Raw genomic sequence first — 18,924 nt, forward strand, 5'->3', positions numbered from 1 at the left:
GCTGGAAGGTTTGAGAGCGACTGTTGCGCGCTCGTGTCAAATCGCGGCATCACCGGTCTGACGTTTTTGCTAGTTCGTTTGCTCGGCGTCGTCACCCTTGGTCGCGGCAACTTCTTCCGAGTCGGAATCTTTCAGGTTCGCGGCTTCGCCTGAGGCATCCTCGGATCCGTCGGCAATCAAAACTTCGGCACCAACCGTCGGTTGTGCCAGAGGCGACACGACAACGGCGTCACCCGGTTTTAAGTCGCCTTCCTTAACACGCGCCACGATATTGACTTCCATTTTGCCCGTCTCATCGTTCTCCCATTCGGATCGGTCGACTACCTCAACCGAGCTTCTCATCAGGCTATTGCCGCGTACAAACCAGACATCGCCGTTAGGTTGAAGGGCTCGTTCGCTGAACGTGAGCAAGTCATTGCCCAGATCAGCCGACGAGGTTTGAACTTCGATTCGACACTTCACGTACATGCCGCGAACCAGTGCCCGCGGTCCCGTTTTCGCCTGAATGACGGGTTTGGAGACGATGATTCGGCACGGCGTTGTCTTCGTAACCGGATCACGTCCGATGCCGCTGAATCGTTCCAAAACTCCCGACCAAACCACATCCGGTTCGGAAGCGTCATAGATTTGGACTTCGGTTCTCGGCAGCTGATAAATCGATTGGGCCGCTTCTTTGTCTTTCGAGTTCATCCGGATCCAGTCCAGATCCGTCGTCGTCAGATTGCAGCGGACTTCAGAGACTTCTGTGTTCTCGAACTGGACCACCAACTCGCCCTGACGCACGAAGGCATCCTGCTGAACCGATTCGGCAACGATGACGCCGTCTGCAGGAGCGACGATTTTGGTGCGGCGAAGTTCCAGCTCGGCTCGGTTGAGTCGTTGTTGAGTGAAAGACTTTGCCGCGACTTGCGTTTCCCGGCTGGCGATCAAACTCTCAATCGCATTGGTGCGAGCCGTGACCTGAGCCTGGGCTGCGTTGACAGAGCTGCGAGCTTGATCAAGTTCCGAGGGCGAGATCGCGCTGCCAAGTCGTTTTGATCGGTCGTACTCGCGGTTCTGGATTGTGTAATCCTGTTCCGCAATTTGAAGATTTCTTCTTTCGCCGGAAATTTGACGATCGATTTCATCGAGGCGTCGGTCGGCCTGCACAAGTTCCGCCCGGATCGTGGCAAGCTCAAGCTCGTACCCTTCCGGGTCTATTTGGATCAGCGGTGTGCCTTTTTTCACAAAATTACCGGCCAGGCACTCCGGATATTTTTTCAGGACGCGACCGTTCACTTCCGCGGCAACATTGATCTCCCGGTGTGGGACGACGGTGCCGGAAACCAGCAGGTCGATCCCGCCGGCGTACTGGTCGACTTTCTGCAAAACGACTTGTGGCACGAGCGCCGTCGGATCCTGCGATTCAGTCGGCTTGGCCAGTAAAATAAGCCCATAGCAACCTGCGGCAGCGCCAAGCAAAATTAATAAAGACAGCCCATAGCGCATCAGGCTGGGCAGGCTATCGCTTTTGGCGCGGCGCCGAACAGTAGCGTCCGGTGATGGCGCCGGAGCGGCGGTTTCAGAAGCCGGAGCTGATTCGTCAGCTGTTTTTTCCGGGTTGTTATGTTCCTCGGACAATTCGGTTGGCCTCGCGATACCTTAAACTCAAAACAGGGTTTGTTACTTGTTACGTTGGGGTGTCAATCGTAGCAGCAAGGTCTGCGGTTGAAATATCGATTTGACCAATTGGGCAGTCTTGTAGAAAAATCACCCCAAAGCAGCTAAATTGGCGTCCAACGAAATGTGATTTTTCGAGTTTGGGATCTAGCCAGACTTTGATACCAAACCCTCACAAACACCGTTTGTTTCAAAATTTCAGGTACCGGAATGAGCTCTAGCCAACGCGTACGAAACTGGATTCCAGTTTTCGCAGTCTTCACCATCGTGAGCCTAATGGGCGACAGCGGTTACGCCCAGAATTCCAATTGGGCCAATTGGCGCGGTCCCGAACAGAACGGGATCTCTCGCGAAACCAATCTGGTCGAGGATTGGTCGCTCGAACCGCAAAAGAACGTTGACTGGGTCGCTGACACCGGTGGACGTTGCACACCGATCGTGCTCAATGGGCGCATCTATCTGAATTGCCGCACAAAAGACGATTTCAACGATCCGGAAGAAAAGATCCACTCGCAGGAGCAGGTTGTCTGTTGGGCGGAAGATGGAACTGAGTTATGGCGGGATGAGTTCAACGTTTTCAAAACAGACATTCCATCACCGCGAGTCGGTTGGGCTGCGATGTGCGGCGACGAAGAAACGGGCTACGTTTATTCGCACTCCGTCGGCGGTTTGCTGAAGTGTTATTCTCCCGATGGCGAAATCGTGTGGGAGAAAAGCCTGTTTGAAGAGTACGGGAAAATTTCCGGCTACGGCGGACGTACACAGACTCCGATCATCGACGAAGACCGTTTGATCGTCAGCTTTCTGGCAACCAACTGGGGCGACACCAAAGGCCCGGCACCGAAACACTACTACTACGCGTTCGACAAAAAAACCGGTTCGCTGCAATGGGTTTCTGCTCCCGGTGGAGCACCGAAGGATACAAACTACTCGGCTCCTGTCGTGGCCGTGGTCAAAGGACAGCGAATGCTGATCGGCGGAAACGCGGACGGCGGAATCTACGCGATGAATGCTCGTACCGGAAAACCGATTTGGGGATTCCGTATGTCACTTCGCGGACTCAATACAACTCCAGTTGTTGTTGGCGACAAAGTTTTCATCTCTCACGGTGAAGACAATATCGACAACCAGGAATTCGGCCGGGTCCAGTGTATCGATGCGACTGGAACCGGTGACGTGACCGACACGCACAGCGTTTGGCGTGAGGACGGCATCAAAGCCGGTTACACTGCCCTGCTCTCTCATGACGGAATGCTCTTCGTCGTTGCCGACATCGGAAACATGATCTGCTACGACTGCGAAACCGGAAAACGACTTTGGGAGCACGACCTTGGTACGGTCGGAAAAGGCTCACCAGTTTGGGCCGATGGGAAGATTTACGCGACCGAAGTCAACGGCCATATGCACATCCTCAAGCCTTCTCGCGAAGGTTGCGAGTCGCTTTCGAAAGTCAAAATCAAGTCGGCTGGTGAGGGAATTGGCGACGACGAAATCTACGCGTCTCCGGCAATTGCCAACGGTCGCGTCTATCTTGTAACTCGTGATCGCACGATTTGCATTCACGATAAATCCAAAGAAGTCGTCATCGGCGAGCCAAAAGCTTTGCCTGAAGAAACGCCAGCGGGTAGCGAAATTGACATGATTCAACTTCGCCCCTACGAGGTCATTCTCGACGCTGGCAAGTCGCAAGACTTTGAAGTTTGTGCGTTTGATGCCAACGGTCGACTGATCAAGAAAATGCCGGCCGCGGAACTGAAGATCGGAGAAACTTTGACCGGTTTGACGACCAGCGGCGCAACGCTGACTTGTCCGAGCGATGTTTCGACGGAATTGGCTGGAACGATCACGACTGAGGTCGAAGGTAAAACCGCGACGGCTCGTATTCGTGTCTTCAACCCGTCGACCGTTTGGAAGTGGGACTTCGAAGGTTACAAAGGCGTCAAAGTTCCGCCAACGTGGGTTCGTGCTCACATCAAGATTAAGCCGTTCGATCTTAACGGCAACACGGTCATGAAAGTCACCGGTGGTGCGGAAGCCAAAGGGCGTCCAAGCCATAACATTTCGATCGGCCCTCCGGACATGAAGGACTTCACCCTTCAAGCTGACGTGATGATGACCGAACAGCGTCGCCAATTGGCAAGCGTTGGTCTGACCGCGAATCGATACGATCTGTACCTTAAAGGGAACGTTGGCAAGCTTCAGGTTCGCTCGTGGCCGCCGCACTTGCGGATGGCACAGACGATGAAGTTCCCAAGCGATCCGGACGTTTGGTACACGATGAAGATGAAGGTCGAAACGACGGATGACGAAGCAACGATCTACGGGAAAGTCTGGCTGCGTGACTCGGAAGAGCCAGCTGACTGGTCGATCGTCGCGACGGATCCTCATCCGAACCAAACTGGTTCGCCCGGCCTGATCTTTTACGCTCAGGCAGACTGCTTCTTCGATAACGTCGTGTTGACGAAAGAGTAAGCTATTTCGTGGTTGCTGCTTCTGGCGGCAACCATTTTGGTGGCATGGGCTTATGCCTGTGATCTCATCGAACCGACAGGTTGCTGTCGTTGAACCGAATTCCAATGCGGCGGTGTAAAGCCGCCACCACGACCAAGCACATCAATGCCAATCAGGATACTCACAATGAAAGCCAACGCTTTTCAATTATCGCTCGCCATTGCTCTTGCCGCCCTGTTTGCCTCAACGGCGTCCGCCCAGAAAAAGGACTGGCCGATGTGGGGTGGAACGATTGACCGAAACATGGTCGCTGAAATCGAAGGTGGCGTTTCCTACGATTTCGACATGGAAAAAGGAAAAAACGTCGTTTGGTCTCAGGGCATTGGCTCGCAGACTTACGGTAATCCGGTCGTCGCTGACGGGAAAGTCTACGTCGGAACCAACAACGGTGGCGGTTTCCGTCCCAAGCATCCGGCCGAACAGGACAAAGGAATCCTGTTGTGCTTCGATGAAAAATCGGGCGAGTTTCAGTGGCAGTTGACGCGTGAGAAACTTCCTTCTGGCCGCGTAAACGATTGGCCGCTGCAGGGGATTTGCTCCACACCCGTCATCGAAGGCGATCGACTTTGGGTCGTCACTAACCGCTGCGAATTGATGTGCATCGACACAAAAGGGTTCGCTGACGGCAAGAACGATGGCATTCAGGACGAAGTCGACAACGAAGTCGGCGATGCGGACATTGTCTGGAACATCGACATGATGGGCGACGAGCTTGGCGTGTTCCCGCACAACCTCGCGACCAGTTCTCCACTCGTTCACGGCGACAATATTTATCTGCTGACGTCGAACGGCGTCGACGAAGCTCACCTCGAAGTTCCTTCACCACGTGCTCCCTGTTTTCTTTGCGTCAACAAGAACACTGGCGAAATCGTCTGGGAAGCCGGTCAGCCTGGCGATGCAATTCTTCACGGGCAGTGGGGTTCGCCTTCGGTCGGTGTTGTTAATGGCAAAACACAGGTTTACTTTCCTGGTGGCGACGGTTGGTTGTATGCCCTCGACGCTGACACTGGCGAAGAGATTTGGAAGTTTGACCTGAATCCGAAAAACACAACATGGGAACTCGGCGGTGCTGGACTTCGAAACAGCGTCATCGCTTCTCCTGTCTTTTACGAGAACAGCGTCATCCTTGCCGTTGGTCAGGATCCGGAGCATGGTGAAGGCGTTGGCCACTTGTGGCGCGTCGATGCAACGAAGACCGGCGATGTCAGTTCTGAGCTTGGTGAGATCGCAACCGAGGGGAAACCGAATCCAAACTCGGGCGTCATCTGGCACTACGGTGGTGCGGATCCTGAGCATGAAGACGAAGCCATGTTCCGCCGCACAATGTCAACTGTCGCGATCAAGGATGGTTTGTTGTTTGCTGCCGACCTGAGCGGTTTCGTTCACTGTCTTGATTTTGCGACTGGCGAGCGACATTGGGTTCACGATTTGCTTTCCGGAGTTTGGGGATCGCCTGTGATCGTCGACGGTAAAGTGTTCATCGGCAACGAAGACGGAACGCTGACCGTGTTCAAGGCTTCACCGGAAAAGGCAGAAGTATTGGCTGAGATCAGCACGACGAATTACTCATCGATCTACAGCACGCCAACTTTCGCCAATGGAAAGTTGTTCCTCAGCGACCGTGCTCGGCTGTACTGCATCGACGTGCAAGCCAAATAACGTCTGCTTCGCTTAGAAATGTTCAAACGCCGTGTCGCTGATTCGCGACACGGCGTTTTTTCGTGCTGCTGTTGATGGAAAATGTGCTCTGGCCATCGCCGGCGCGCGTTTCAACTATTTCCGTTTGGCGACCAGCGATTCGAGGTAAGCTTCGAGTTCCGCTTTGATCTTTTCGTCCGCTTTCTCCACCGCTTCGGTTTGAACTTCGATCGCTTCTTCAAGGTTGCCCTCGAGTTCAGCGATATGAGCCAAGGTGTCGAGCGACGCGGCCGAACGTTCTGCTTTCACCGAAAGGTCAATTGCGGTGCGGGCCAGTTCAAGAATTTCCGGCTTCAGTTCAGCACCTTTCTCGGTCGCACTCACAACGCTCCAAGCCATGCTGTTCATCATCGTTGCATCCTTGAAGTGCTCCTTCGCGATGTTCTTGAAATCCTTTTCGGTTCGGCGAAGGCCGTTCTCCAGGCAAATTTCGAGGCCTTTCAACTGCCACTGCTGACGGTCGCGGCCCTCGTAGTCCTTCACCATCTTGAAAATCTGGTTGACTGCCAGATTGTGTTTGTTCTCCTTGATGTGCTTTGCGATTTCTTTCTTGTTTCGCTTGAGCCGGTAGTTGCGTTCAAACGTTTCCTTGAACGCGTCGCGATCCCAGGTGCCTTCCACAACCTGCTCCAAAGGTCCATCGATTCTGGTTGGGTAACCGATCCACTCAACATGCCCGGTTTTGCCAATGATGAACGCGCTGGGAATTCCCGTCTGACCCGCGGCGCGAAAGATTTCCTTTCTCACCGAGCCATCCGGATCGCAGGTCAGGCAGTATTTCGATGTTAGCTCTGCGAACGTTTCCGGCGAATCCTTCTTTGCCCTCTTGGGAAGGAACACTTCCACCTCTTTCAGCTTTTCGCTGGAGACGCTGATGACCTGAACTCCTTGCTCGGCATACTTTTCAGCGACTTCGCTGATGTGCGGAATCGCGCGTCGACAAGGACCGCACCAAGTCGCCCAAAACTCAACCACATAAACATTCCCCTTCTTGAATCGTTTTACCTCTTCGAAACCGTCCGGCATCGAAAGCCAATGTTCGATGTCCAGTTTTGGAGCTTTGGATCCAACGGAAAGCTTGGGGCGATTCTCGTTAGCGTACGAATCGTTCGCCAGGAATAAAGAATGGAAACCAAGGGCGGCGACCAAGCCGGTAATGAGAAAACTTGACGGGCGAAAACAGTTCATCGATCAATCCTCTAAACGGAAGTAGTTTGCGGGAGAGCTTTGCGTATCCACAATCGGGGCAGCACCATACTACCATCACCGAAGCCCGGGAATCAAAGTCAGGTTGCTGCGAAAGTTGTCCGAATCGGCTAAACTGGACCTGTCCACCAAACGCCACCAAATTCCTCGCGGAGCAAAATACATGAGCGAAAAAACGACCGGTCAAATCGACAACGTGATGCATGAGGACCGACTTTTTCCGCCCAGCGAAGAGTTTTCGTCGAAGGCTGTCATCGGATCGATGGATCAGTATCAGCAACTGTATGACGCCGCCGCGAACGACCTCGAAGGATTTTGGGACGGGATCGCCAGAGAAGATCTGCACTGGTTTGAACCCTACGATACCGTGCTCAAGCAGGAAGGGCACAACGTTGAATGGTTCGTCGGCGGCAAAACCAACATCTCCTACAACTGCCTTGATGCTCACATCGTTGCCGGCAACGGGGACCGCACTGCGATCATTTGGGAAGGCGAACCTGGCGACCAGCGTACGCTGACTTACACCGAACTGCATGCCGAAGTTTGCAAGTTCGCCAACGGGCTGAAGTCGTTGGGCGTTGGGGTCGGTGATGTGGTTTCGATCTACATGCCGATGACTCCTGAACTGGCGATTGCGATGTTGGCCTGCGTTCGCATCGGAGCCATCCACTCTGTGATCTTTGCTGGCTTTTCCGCCGAAGCCATCGCAGATCGAAACAATGACGCCAACGCCAAAGTTCAACTCACCAGCGACGGACTCTATCGGCGTGGCAAAGTATTACCGCTCAAGGCGACCGTCGACGAAGCCCTGGAAAAGTCTCCGACCGTTGAGCATGTTGTCGTGCTGAAGCGAGTCGAAAACGAAATCGCATGGACCGAAGGACGTGATCATTGGTGGCACGAACTGGTCGAAAGCGTCGATGCTGATTGCCCGGCCACGCCGTTGGACAGCGAAGCGACTTCGTTCATCCTCTACACCAGCGGCTCGACCGGAAAACCGAAAGGCATCCGACATACGACTTCGGGTTACAACCTGTGGGCCAAAAAAACTTTCCAATGGGTTTTCGACTGGCGACCGGATGACGTGTATTGGTGCACCGCGGATTGTGGTTGGATCACGGGTCACAGTTACATCGTGTACGGTCCGATGTCAGCGGGAGCGACTTGCCTGATGTTCGAAGGGGCACCCAACTATCCGGCCGAAGACCGATTTTGGGACCTGGTTGAAAAGTACAAAGTCACCATCATGTACACGGCCCCGACCGCGATTCGTGCGTTCATCAAATGGGGCGACGAACATGTTGAAAAACATGATCTTTCAAGTCTGCGTTTGCTCGGTACCGTCGGTGAAGGCATCAATCCGGAAGCCTGGATGTGGTACCACGAAAAAATCGGTGGAGGCAAATGTCCGATCGTCGATACTTGGTGGCAAACCGAAACGGGCGGGCTGATGATGAGTCCGCTTCCTGGAGCAACGGCGACGAAACCGGGAAGTTGCACGAAGCCACTGCCTGGCGTCTTTCCGACGATCGTCGACGAAAGCTTGCAGCCAGTCGGCGAAAACCATGGAGGCATGCTCTGCATTTCCAGGCCCTGGCCGGGGATGCTGCGTGGGATCTGGGGCGATGATGAGCGATTCTTTGACGTTTATTGGAAGACCGTTCCGGGAAGCTATTTGACCGGCGACAACGCTCGCATCGACGAAGATGGTTACTACTGGATCATGGGTCGAATCGATGACGTGATCAATGTTTCGGGGCACCGACTGAGTACGATCGAAGTCGAAAGTGCTCTCGTTTCTCACGATGCGATCGCCGAGTGTGCTGCGGTTGGTCGCCCGCATGATCTCAAGGGTCAGGCGATCGCCGTTTTCTGTTCGCTTAAAGGCGTGGAACCGTCGGAAGAGCTTCGCCAGGAATTGAAGCTTCATGTTCGCAAGGAGATTGGAGCGTTGGCTGTTCCAGACGATATTCGTTTCACCGACGCGATTCCGAAAACACGCAGCGGCAAAATCATGCGGCGTCTGCTGCGAGACGTTGCGGCTGGAAGGAAAGCCGTTGGTGACACGAGTACGCTGGAAGATTTCAGCGTTCTGGCAAAATTGGCGGAAGACGATGAAGGATAGCACAGGTTTCAACTGCATCGCGGCTGTCCTGCTGATGCTGTTCTGTTCGACAGCCGTGGACGCTCAATCGTCTGCTGTGAAATCCGTGCTTCCGCACACCGTCAAGATTGTCGGCAGCGGAGGAATGCGGGGACTGGAAGCCTACCAGTCCGGCATTCTCATCTCCAGCGAAGGACATGTTCTGACCGCCTGGAGCTATGTGCTGGATTCCGCATCGACTGTCACGACCAACGACGGCGAACGATTCCAGTGCAAGTTGCTGGGCTATGACGCGAAACTGGAAATCGCAGTCGTGAAAATCGACGCGGAAGGTTTGCCGCATGTCGATCTCGCCAGCGCCGTCGACCCCGCGATCGGGACTCCGATTCTCGCCTTTTGCAACTGCTACGGCGTCGCCACGGGTGACGAACCGGTCAGCGTTCAACGCGGTGTTGTTTCCGCCAAAACAAAACTCGCTGCCAAACGAGGGTCCTGGCAAATTCCATACACCGACGACGTTTTTATCCTCGACGCCATCACCAGCAACCCGGGCTCGGCCGGAGGAATGGTTTGTGACGTCCGTGGCAGACCAGTTGGCTTGATTGGCAAAGAGTCACAGGACGCCAGGACCGGATTGTGGCTGAGCTATGCGATTCCGTTTTCCAAACTGACCGAATCCGTCAATCGGATCCTCGACGGCAAAAATCTTCAGGAACAAAACATGACCTCGCGCCGAACGGCCGAGCCACTGGACCCGCAGTTGCTCGGTTTTGCTTTGGTGCCGGAGGTCCTCAATCGAACTCCGCCCTACATTGAGTTTGTGCGTGAAAAAACGGTCGCGTTCCGGGCCGGTTTGCTGGCTGACGATCTGGTTATCGAGATCAACGGTTTGCCAACCGCGTCGTGTCGTGACGTTGCCAAACGCCTCGGTCAGGTCGATCGCGATTCTCCGGTCACGATCACAATTCAGCGCGGCAGCGAATTCCTTACGGTTACGATGTCGCTTCTGGAGTCCAATTGAAATCGATCCTTTCAACTTTGCTCGCAACCGGATTGACTTTCGTTTTCGCGATTACTTGCGTCGCGCAGGATGAAGCGGTTAAAGCTTCCGCGGCAGCGATCCGCTACGCTTCTCAATCTGTCGTTCAGATCGACACCGTCGGCGGGCTGACTCCGCAAGGCCAGTCGCGATCGACGGCTGCTTTTTCCGGGACCGTCGTGTCGGCAGACGGCTTGATCGTCACCGCCAGCTACAACTTGCTCCACCAACCGGCCAGCGTTTTCGTCAAGTTTCCAGCTGCTGATGGTGAAAGACCTGACGCTACCGAACGCGTGGCGGCAGAGATCGTTGCCACGGATTCCAGCCGTAACCTGACGCTGTTGAAAATCGACCGAGACGAAATGGTTCCGATTACGTTCGCGAACGAGACCAGCGTTCGCGTCGGTGAGCGGGCGATTGCGATTGGAAAAAGCGTTTCGATGCGAGACGCAAATGTCTCTTTCGGGATCGTGAGTGCCAAAGGCAGGATTTGGAACCGGGCCACTCAAACCGATGCCAAAATTTCACGTCAAAACTATGGCGGGCCGCTCGTCACGCTTTCCGGACAGGCCATTGGGATTCTCGTTCCGATGCAGCACAGTAGCTCGGAAGTTGCCGCAGGATCGCAGTGGTACGATTCAGGCATCGGTTTCGCCGCGAACGTCGATGCGGAGTCAGATGCGTTCAAGCGATTTCTTGGTGGTGAATCGCTGCGAGCCGGACTGATTGGAGTGTCGTTTGAAGGCCAGGACGAGAACGCGGATCCGGCCAAAGTTTCTTTTTGTCTACCGACTTCACCGGCTGGCAAAGCGGGTTTGAAAGTCGGCGACACGATCGTAAAAGCCGCAGGAAAGCTGATCGTTCGGCAGGCGCAATTCAAACACTTGATCGGCCCACTGTACGAAAAAGAAACGCTTTCCGTCGTCGTTGAACGAGACGGTAAAACTCTGGAATTCGGGATTGAACTGGCTGGCGAGATTGACCCCTACGTCGAGCCAGAGTTTGGCGTTCTGTTGCGGCTGGCCACAGAAGTTCCAATCATCGAGACTGTCATTCCCGAGTCTCCTGCCGCGGAAGCGGAACTGAAATCCGAGGACGTGATCACGAAAGTTAACGATGCGGAAATCGCTTCGGCTGACGAGTTCCGTGAAGCTCATAGGCAGCTGGTTGTTGGCGAGCCAATCAGCCTTGAGGTAGAGCGCGCGGGAAAATCCATCGAGTTGTCGCTCACACCGCGCCGACAACTGGCTGATATTTTGAAAACTGTACCGTTGCGGAACACGGGTGCGGCACGCGAATTCGAATCGATTGAGATTGCCGTCGCGGAAGGATCCAATAAATGTCTCGCTTTCGTGCCCCAGTCAGATGACGCGGATGAAGAGGATGCCGAATCGAAACGTCCTCAACCTCCAGTGCTGGTTTGGGTGCCTTCGCCCGGGCCAGTCGATGCGAAAGCCATGTTTCGGAAATTCGAAAACTTTTGCTCGACGAACGATGCGCTTGTCCTGATCCCGCAGTCGGTCGATCCGGAGAAATGGCTTCCGGATGACGCGTCCGTGATCGCGAAAGCTCTGGATCGACTCGCCCAGCGTGCTTCTTTTGATCCGCGTCGGGTCGCAATTGCGGGCAAAGGCCCGGGCGGCGAAATGGCGTTGCTGACTGCATTTTCCAATCGAAAGTTGTTCGCGGGCGTCGCCATGATCGATGCCGAACTTTCGACCAGCCAGCCAAACCTGCAGTCTCTCCCGTCGACAAAGTTGCATCTGATGGTGCTTGGCGCCGAGGGCAACCAGGAGAGCATTCAGTTCTTTCGCGAGAAGGGATTTTCGATTTTCGAAGATCCGAGTTCAGCCAATGCCCTCGAGCGGTTGGCGATTTGGCTCAGAACGCTCGATCGACTGTAAGCCACCTTTCCCATTGCGGCAGTCGTCTTTCGTTACACAATCGAGCCCCGCAATCATGCGCAGCGAGTCGACAATTGACTGTCGTTGCGACGTGATGCTGACACGCTACAACGCGTCGCCGCAGTACTTGCAGTACTTCGCATCCGCGTCGTGGCCTTCGGTCAGGCAGCTGGGGCAGGAACGAGTCAGCACTTTTCGGCGTTTCGTTTCAATGATCTCCGCGGAAACAAAACCCGTCGGCACAATGATCAAGCTGTAGCCAAGCAGGATCACAAGCGAAGACACAAACTTTCCCGCGACGGACTTGGGAACGATATCTCCATAGCCCACGGTCGTCATCGTCACGATCGCCCAATAGATCGCTTCCGGGATCGAAGTAAACTCGCTCTTTTCCTTCTTCCATGCGTACTCGACTTCGTACATCACCGTTCCCGCCACGGTCACGATCACCATCACGGTCGCCAGAAACACAATGATCTTTCCGCGCGAGCGCCAAATCGCGGAACCAAGTTCGTCGGCTTCTTCCTGAAACCAACCAAGCTGAAAGATTCTGAACACTCGCAGCAAACGCAGAGAACGAATTGCACTGAACGCACGACCGAAATCGCTGGCGTTGAGATACAGCAAAATGTAGTCAGGAAGGAAAGACAACAAATCAATGATGCCCCAGGAGCTGCGAATATATCGAATCGGGCGTCGCACACAGTACAGTCGCATCGCGTACTCGATCGTGAACAGAACGGTGAAACCCCAGCTGGCGTAGAACAGAGGCCAATAAAACGGCCCCGGCCCGTGATCGTCACCGCTCCAGCCGATGTTTTTTACCGTTTGTAGACAGGCGACGATGATGCTGGCCACGATCGCGATCAACAAAACCACGTCGAACACCAGCCCCCAAAACGTATCCGCGCCGAAAATGATCTGGTGCAATTTCTCACGCGCTGGCGAAAGCACGGGCGGTTTATCGATGTCTTTTTTCGGCATGCGAGGCGAGGGGTTGGAGGCGGAAGTGAGCCGGTTCGGGTGCCTGTTTTCGAGAGCTGATTTTCGGGAATCGGGTTTTGATGGCAATACGAATCTGCAACAATCCCCGATCGAAGGCCACCTTTATTCGCTCTCCGACCATAAATCTTGCCACGAAAGCTCACCTTTGTCGTCCCCGTCAACTTCTCCCCGGCTGCTGATCATCATAGCCACCTACAACGAGCTCGAAAATCTTCCGGAGCTGGTGCAGCAACTGGAAACGCTGCTGCCGACCGCTGATTTGCTGGTCATCGACGACGGCTCGCCTGACGGCACCGGAGAGTGGTGCGACGAACGAAAGGCCACTGATCCGCGGCTGAGCGTAATTCACCGTCCCGGGAAAATGGGTTTGGGGTCGGCAACTGTTGCCGGATTCGAATACGGTCTGGCGAACGATCCGCCCTACGACTTGCTCGCAACCATGGACGCGGATTTCAGCCACGACCCAAAGTCACTGGTTGAGCTGGTGCAGTTTTTGGAAAGCGATATTCAGCAGGACTTTGGTGGCGTGATCGGCAGCCGCTACGTTCCTGGCGGAGGCATCGAAAACTGGCCGTGGATGCGCCACGTGAGTTCGCGAGGCGTCAACTTTGTCGCCAAATTTTTGCTGGGGTTGAAGACGAAAGACAACAGCGGTGCGTTTCGAGTTTATCGCGCTTCGACGTTGAACTCGATCGATCCTGGCAAAATCGAAAGCTCAAGCTTTGCCTATCTGGAGGAAATTCTGTGGCGAATTCGAAAGCAGAAGATTGCGATGAAAGAGCTGCCGATCACATTTCGCGACCGCGAGCTCGGTGCTTCGAAGACAAGTTTAAAGTTGGGAGTCAGCGTGTTCTGGCATCTGCTGAAAATTCGTATGGGCTTGGTGAAGTAGTGCTAGCGTGATTCCGCACGACAGGCGTTGTGACGAAGCCGAAATCGGTAATGCCGCTGGCTGAGCATTCCCGCTGGCTGAGCATTCCTATTGTCGCAGCCCGCCCGAATCACCTAGAATTCGCGGCTGATACATTTTCGCCCGCCAATCGATTGATCACGGAAGATTCAATCATGCGCAATCTTATACTCGTTGCCTTCGCCGCCGCGATGTTTTTTGTCTGTTCTGCTAACGCAAACGGTCAGGAATATTCGCTGCTGTACACAGCCATCGTCAAAAACGATGACGCATCGGTACACAGCGGTCCCGGCAAGTCGCATTATGCAACCCATCGGCTCAATCGCGATGAGCTTGTGCAAGTCTACCGTCGGGACCCCGGAGGCTGGTGTCTGATCCGGCCGCCCGAGCGAAGTTTCAGTTTGATTCCACGATCGGCAGTGAAGCTGCTTTCTGACGAAGTTGGAGAAATCAAAATCGATGGCGTTGACGCATGGGTCGGAACCAAACTTGGCCCTGTCGAAAATCCCATGTCGCAGAAGAGCCTGAAGAAAGGCGACCGGGTCGCTATCGTCGGCGAAGTCAGTTGGCCAAACCCGGCCGGAAAGCCAAATGTTTGGCTGCAGATTGAGCCGCCATCCGGTGAGTACCGTTGGATTCATGTTTCGAACCTGCAGCTTCCGCCCGAGAAAGACACACGAACGGAATCGCCGTCAACAAAGCGCGAGCTGCACGATGACGAATCGCTCGATAGCGAACCGAGCCAGCAACGCTCTTCACCACGCAGCCTTTCACGAGCAAGCCAGAACCAAGACGCCACCGAGAACTCGCCAACCGAACGGGATTACAGCGAACCGCCATCGTTTAGCAAATCGAAATCAGACCTGCGAACTTCGTTTGCCAAAGGGGCAAGCAGCTCTCAAGCCAGAACTCGAAACTCCAAACGAAAGATCGCCACCAAGGAAATTGGTTCCGGTTGGAAATCTGCGACTCGCCCGATCCCCGAAGTCGATCCAGTACCGCCACAGTTCAGCGCCAACTTCGCCAGCCCGAACAGAAACCCCAACGACATAAGAGTCAGCGATCCGGATTCGGGATTTGTCGAACAAGCGACTTTCGTCCAGGAAGCTGCCGCCGATTCCCGGTTCGAACCATGGGATGGCCGCCCTGTTTCTGCTCTAAGCCAGCCAGCACGGGCGCCGGACAGATTCGCTTCGCGAGATTCGATGGATCGACAAGTCAGGTCATATGTTCGAGACCAGAGCCAATCGAACCTCGCCACGAACCGCACTCGCGACGACGGGTTTGAGAAGCTCCGCGAAAACTCGACGTTGATTGAGATCGAAGATCGGTTGTCGAAAGAGATGGTCAAGGAGCCTGGTAGCTGGAATTTGGCCGACCTGAAATTCGCAACCGAGCGAGCCAAAGCCAGAAGCGTCGATCCCGTTGAACGTTTGGCGTTCCAGCACGTGATGGACAAAATCGAACGCTGTGATCAGCTTCGCAAGCACTACCAGCAAGCGTCTCCCTATCCTGCAGCGTCATCCAGCATCGGTTCGGCCAGGTCAGGCACCTCGACAGCCGGAACGCCCTACGACGCGGTTGGATGGCTCAAACGATTGGCAAACAGCAGCGGGCGGGTCGATCCAACCTATGTTCTGCAGGATTCGCTAGGCAATGTGACTCACGAAGTTGTCGGAATAGCGGGCATGAACCTTGGTCAATACGTTGACAAGCAGGTCGGCGTGATCGGACGTCGAGGTTTCAACCGAAGGCTGAAACTGAACCATGTCACCGCTGAGCGAATTGTCGTTCGATAGCGAACCGATTCGGACCCGCTTGCTGCGTTTGATAAATCGCTGCGTTCAGCACGGCGAAGTTCGAAGTGATTTAGTGCGGTCGCAAAAAAAGCCTGAACCGTGTCAGACACGATCCAGGCGATACCTCAAGCGGGATTCAAATCCGCTTTCCACGGTCAAGTGAATTGCTTTGTAGTCATATAAGACCGGTTCTACGTTGTCTCCGGAACGCGACCTTCCCAAGTGGGCTCGACGCCGTCAACGAAGCTTGCAAGTCCGTTGTTTCGGTAAGGCTGTTGCAGCTTGCGAACGGCCTTCGACTCGATCTGGCGAACGCGTTCGCGCGTCACTGAAAAGATCTTGCCGACTTCTTCCAGCGTGTACGAATAGCCGTCAGCAAGGCCATACCGCAATCGAAGGATCTCACGTTCGCGATAGTTCAGATACTCCATCGCCTCTTCGATTCGCGATTTCAGAGCCGCCTGGTGCGTCGAGTAAAGCGGATCGTCGTCGCGATGATCTTCGAGGAACTCGCCGAAGTAGCTGTCTTCTCCGTCGCCAACGGGTTGATCAAGCGAAAGCGGAGTACGAGCCATCTTCATGATCACCTTCGTATCGTCGAGCGAAAGTTTGGCTCGCTCCGAAGTCTCCTCAGGAGTCGGCTCGCGACCGAGTTCCTGAACCAGCAGCCGCATCACATTGCGAACCTTGCTCATTGTGTCAATCATGTGCACCGGAACACGAATCGTGCGGCTTTGATCCGCAATCGCCCGAGTGATCGCCTGACGAATCCACCATGTTGCATACGTTGAAAACTTGTATCCACGCTTGTGTTCGAATTTGTCAACAGCTCGCATCAACCCGGTGTTACCTTCCTGAATCAGATCCAGAAAACTCAAGCCGCGGTTGCGATACTTCTTGGCGATCGAAACGACCAAACGCAAGTTCCCTGCTGAGAGAATCCGCTTGGCCGCGTCCTGAATCTGGTGCAGTTCGTTCGTTTCGCGGACTCGGCGGTCAAGCGTGGCAGGTGTTTCAAAAGTTTGATGCATCAGGAAATGAAGCTCGGTACGCAGCTCTTCCAGCGAACGTGCTCCGACAGATCCCGTGATCTTGGCTTCTTCAATCAGCTCACGAAGCTGCTGCATACGATCGTTGATTTCTTCAAGCTGCTCGAACAGCGGCTGCAGGCGGTTGTAGCGAAGATTCATTTCTTCGACCAACATGACACACTTGTTGCGACGTTGAGCCAAACGCTTCCAGGCCGCCCGACGTTGCTTCATTGGAATCGACTTGCTCACGGACATGACATAGTCGGCATGGTTCAAAGCCAGCAGGTGCTTAAGTGTCTTCAGATTGGGAACCAGGCGAAGCATAATTCGCTTCTTTTCTTCCTTGTTCGTAACAGAAACTTCGATCGTGCGATCAAGGCGAAGTTTCTTGCGAAGAACCAGCTTCAACGCCTGATACGCACCGCGGAGCATAAAGTCCGTTGCCAACATCTTGTTGCGGAACTTGAAGCGGGCTTTGTCGATCGCAATCGCCGCCGAAATTTCTTCTTCGCGAGTCAACAGCGGAATGCGGCCCATCTGCATCAAGTACATTCTCACGGGATCGTCGATCGCCCCTTCGTCTGACACTTTGATTTTTGACTCGGCTTCTTGTGGACTCGTGGTCGTTGGCGAGTCCGTTCCGATGTTGGCTTTTTTGAGTCGCGGCATGCTTTCCTCACTGAAGATTCTCTTGATGTGAATCAGGAGTAAAGCAGGGATGATGCCAACCTTCGCGATACAGGCCGTTAGTTCGCGAAATAGCTCATTTCAAAGGAAATTTGAAGCAAATCGAAAGATTTAAAGAATTTTGTTCAAGGCACAATTGGGACAAGTGTTGCATTTTGCCAACATCTGTTGCCGAATTGCACCCAGGTTGATCAATTTCAACGCGGTGTTCACAGACTTTGCGACTTCTATCCGGGGGGCGACAGTCGTAGAATTGGCTTTTTAGGAACTGAACTCCCTCTGAAGACAGAAAACAGCCTCGATGGCAGCGGACGACTATTACGAAGTTCTCGGTGTTTCGAAAACAGCCACCGTAGAAGAGATTCAAAAAGCTTATCGCAAACTTGCACGGAAATACCATCCGGATCTGCATACTGACGAAAGCGATCGCGAGAAAGAAAAGGCCAAGCAAAACTTCCAGAAAGTCCAGCAGGCCTATGACGTTCTCAGCGACGAGAAAAAGCGTCAGATGTACGACCAAATGGGGCCCGGATTCGAGCAAATGGGCGGCGGTGGTCAGCCGTTTCCCGGCGGGCAAGGCAATCCGTTCGGCGGTATGGATATTGATCTGAGCTCTCTGTTCGGCGGAGGCGGCGGGCGAGGTGCTCCCGGCGGCGGCGGAGCAGGTTTTGAGCAGATCTTTCGTCAGATGGGAGGCGGCGGTCCGCAGCAGCGAACTCAGGCTCCTGCCAAACCGGAGCCTGTCGAGCAGGAGATCACTGTTCCGTTCGCGACTTCTGTTCTTGGCGGCGATCATCAAGTCTCGTTCAAGCGAACCACGGGCAAAGTCGAAACGATCAGCGTCAAGATTCCGGCCGGCATCGAAAGCGGCAAGAAAATTCGTCTTCGGGGGCAGGGCGCCGAATCTTACAGCGGCCAGCGCGGCGACATGATGATTGTTGTTAAAGTGGCCCCGCATCCAAACTACGGTCGCAAAGGTTTGAACCTGTTGCTCACCGTTCCGATCACGCTTGCCGAAGCAGCACTCGGAGCGAAAGTCGATGTGCCGACGCCTCACGGTACCGTGACCTTGACCGTTCCAGCAGGAACTTCCAGCGGCAAGTCCTTGCGACTCAAGGGCATGGGTGTGCGAACCAAAGACAAGAAAGGCGACCTGATCGCGGAACTGCAGATCCAGCTGCCAGAAAAACTGACCGAGGATGATGAAAAGCTGATTCGCCAGTTGGAGTTGGCTTACGAAGACAAGAATCCTCGTTCAGACATTCGCTGGTAGATTCTGGTTGGCACAGCCTTGAGTGTCATCTCGTCGAGACGCAATTTGCCGGCAGATGGAACACAGGCTGGAAGCCAACGCCGCCATTTTTGGAAACT

The 18,924-nt window shown here is 54.3% G+C and carries 12 protein-coding genes; 8 read left to right on the forward strand and 4 right to left on the reverse strand.

Annotated features, from left to right (window positions below):
- Positions 1-69: 69 nt before the first annotated feature.
- The gene (locus tag MFFC18_RS07625; RefSeq protein WP_075085423.1) at positions 70-1,620 is read right to left on the reverse strand and encodes an efflux RND transporter periplasmic adaptor subunit; all 1,551 of its coding nucleotides are present in this window, start codon (positions 1,618-1,620) and stop codon (positions 70-72) included.
- Positions 1,621-1,869: 249 nt separating this feature from the next.
- Between MFFC18_RS07625 and MFFC18_RS07630 the strand changes: the two genes are divergently transcribed.
- Both MFFC18_RS07630 and MFFC18_RS07635 read left to right on the forward strand, forming a co-directional pair.
- Entirely contained in the window at positions 1,870-4,131 is a 2,262-nt protein-coding gene (locus tag MFFC18_RS07630; protein ID WP_202907561.1) for a PQQ-binding-like beta-propeller repeat protein, read from the forward strand.
- 165 nt (positions 4,132-4,296) lie between these two features.
- Positions 4,297-5,829: an outer membrane protein assembly factor BamB family protein gene (locus MFFC18_RS07635; protein WP_075085425.1), complete on the forward strand. Its 1,533-nt coding sequence runs from the start codon at positions 4,297-4,299 to the stop codon at positions 5,827-5,829.
- 114 nt (positions 5,830-5,943) lie between these two features.
- On the opposite strand, the gene MFFC18_RS07640 is transcribed toward MFFC18_RS07635, so the two are convergent.
- Positions 5,944-7,056 (reverse strand): TlpA disulfide reductase family protein, encoded by a 1,113-nt coding sequence (locus MFFC18_RS07640; protein WP_075085426.1) that lies wholly within the window; start codon positions 7,054-7,056, stop codon positions 5,944-5,946.
- A gap of 181 nt (positions 7,057-7,237) precedes the next feature.
- On the opposite strand from MFFC18_RS07640, the gene acs reads away from it, so the two are divergent.
- Genes acs through MFFC18_RS07655 form a run of 3 tightly spaced genes read left to right on the forward strand, consistent with a single transcriptional unit; the run spans position 7,238 to position 12,121 of the window.
- Positions 7,238-9,199: an acetate--CoA ligase gene (gene acs / locus MFFC18_RS07645; RefSeq protein ID WP_075085427.1), complete on the forward strand. Its 1,962-nt coding sequence runs from the start codon at positions 7,238-7,240 to the stop codon at positions 9,197-9,199.
- On the forward strand, positions 9,189-10,199 hold the full coding sequence (locus tag MFFC18_RS07650; RefSeq protein ID WP_075085428.1) for a S1C family serine protease: 1,011 nt from the start codon (positions 9,189-9,191) through the stop codon (positions 10,197-10,199). The genes acs and MFFC18_RS07650 overlap by 11 nt, the downstream gene beginning before the upstream one ends.
- Positions 10,196-12,121: a PDZ domain-containing protein gene (locus MFFC18_RS07655; protein WP_075085429.1), complete on the forward strand. Its 1,926-nt coding sequence runs from the start codon at positions 10,196-10,198 to the stop codon at positions 12,119-12,121. The genes MFFC18_RS07650 and MFFC18_RS07655 overlap by 4 nt, the downstream gene beginning before the upstream one ends.
- 105 nt (positions 12,122-12,226) lie before the next feature.
- On the opposite strand, the gene MFFC18_RS07660 is transcribed toward MFFC18_RS07655, so the two are convergent.
- Entirely contained in the window at positions 12,227-13,105 is an 879-nt protein-coding gene (locus MFFC18_RS07660) for an ion transporter (protein WP_075085430.1), read from the reverse strand.
- A 166-nt stretch (positions 13,106-13,271) separates the two neighbouring features.
- Here MFFC18_RS07660 and MFFC18_RS07665 point away from each other — a divergent pair, with 166 nt between their 5' ends.
- Positions 13,272-14,018, forward strand: a complete 747-nt coding sequence (locus tag MFFC18_RS07665; protein ID WP_075085636.1) for a polyprenol monophosphomannose synthase — start codon at positions 13,272-13,274, stop codon at positions 14,016-14,018.
- Between the two features lie 173 nt (positions 14,019-14,191).
- Entirely contained in the window at positions 14,192-15,835 is a 1,644-nt protein-coding gene (locus tag MFFC18_RS07670) for an SH3 domain-containing protein (protein WP_148618699.1), read from the forward strand.
- 191 nt (positions 15,836-16,026) lie between these two features.
- On the opposite strand, the gene MFFC18_RS07675 is transcribed toward MFFC18_RS07670, so the two are convergent.
- Positions 16,027-17,535: a sigma-70 family RNA polymerase sigma factor gene (locus MFFC18_RS07675; RefSeq protein ID WP_084417261.1), complete on the reverse strand. Its 1,509-nt coding sequence runs from the start codon at positions 17,533-17,535 to the stop codon at positions 16,027-16,029.
- A 319-nt stretch (positions 17,536-17,854) separates the two neighbouring features.
- On the opposite strand from MFFC18_RS07675, the gene MFFC18_RS07680 reads away from it, so the two are divergent.
- Entirely contained in the window at positions 17,855-18,826 is a 972-nt protein-coding gene (locus tag MFFC18_RS07680) for a DnaJ C-terminal domain-containing protein (protein WP_075085432.1), read from the forward strand.
- The last annotated feature ends 98 nt before the right edge of the window (positions 18,827-18,924 follow it).

Source organism: Mariniblastus fucicola (genome assembly GCF_008087665.1).
Classification (GTDB): Bacteria; Planctomycetota; Planctomycetia; order Pirellulales; family Pirellulaceae; genus Mariniblastus; species Mariniblastus fucicola.

Coding starts and splice junctions, on each gene's coding strand:
- MFFC18_RS07630 (WP_202907561.1), top strand. CDS start 1,870: ATGAGCTCTAGCCAACGCGTACGAAACTGGATTCCAGTTTTCGCAGTC.
- MFFC18_RS07635 (WP_075085425.1), top strand. CDS start 4,297: ATGAAAGCCAACGCTTTTCAATTATCGCTCGCCATTGCTCTTGCCGCC.
- MFFC18_RS07640 (WP_075085426.1), bottom strand. CDS start 7,056: ATGAACTGTTTTCGCCCGTCAAGTTTTCTCATTACCGGCTTGGTCGCC.
- acs (WP_075085427.1), top strand. CDS start 7,238: ATGAGCGAAAAAACGACCGGTCAAATCGACAACGTGATGCATGAGGAC.
- MFFC18_RS07650 (WP_075085428.1), top strand. CDS start 9,189: ATGAAGGATAGCACAGGTTTCAACTGCATCGCGGCTGTCCTGCTGATG.
- MFFC18_RS07660 (WP_075085430.1), bottom strand. CDS start 13,105: ATGCCGAAAAAAGACATCGATAAACCGCCCGTGCTTTCGCCAGCGCGT.
- MFFC18_RS07670 (WP_148618699.1), top strand. CDS start 14,192: ATGCGCAATCTTATACTCGTTGCCTTCGCCGCCGCGATGTTTTTTGTC.
- MFFC18_RS07675 (WP_084417261.1), bottom strand. CDS start 17,535: ATGCCGCGACTCAAAAAAGCCAACATCGGAACGGACTCGCCAACGACC.
- MFFC18_RS07680 (WP_075085432.1), top strand. CDS start 17,855: ATGGCAGCGGACGACTATTACGAAGTTCTCGGTGTTTCGAAAACAGCC.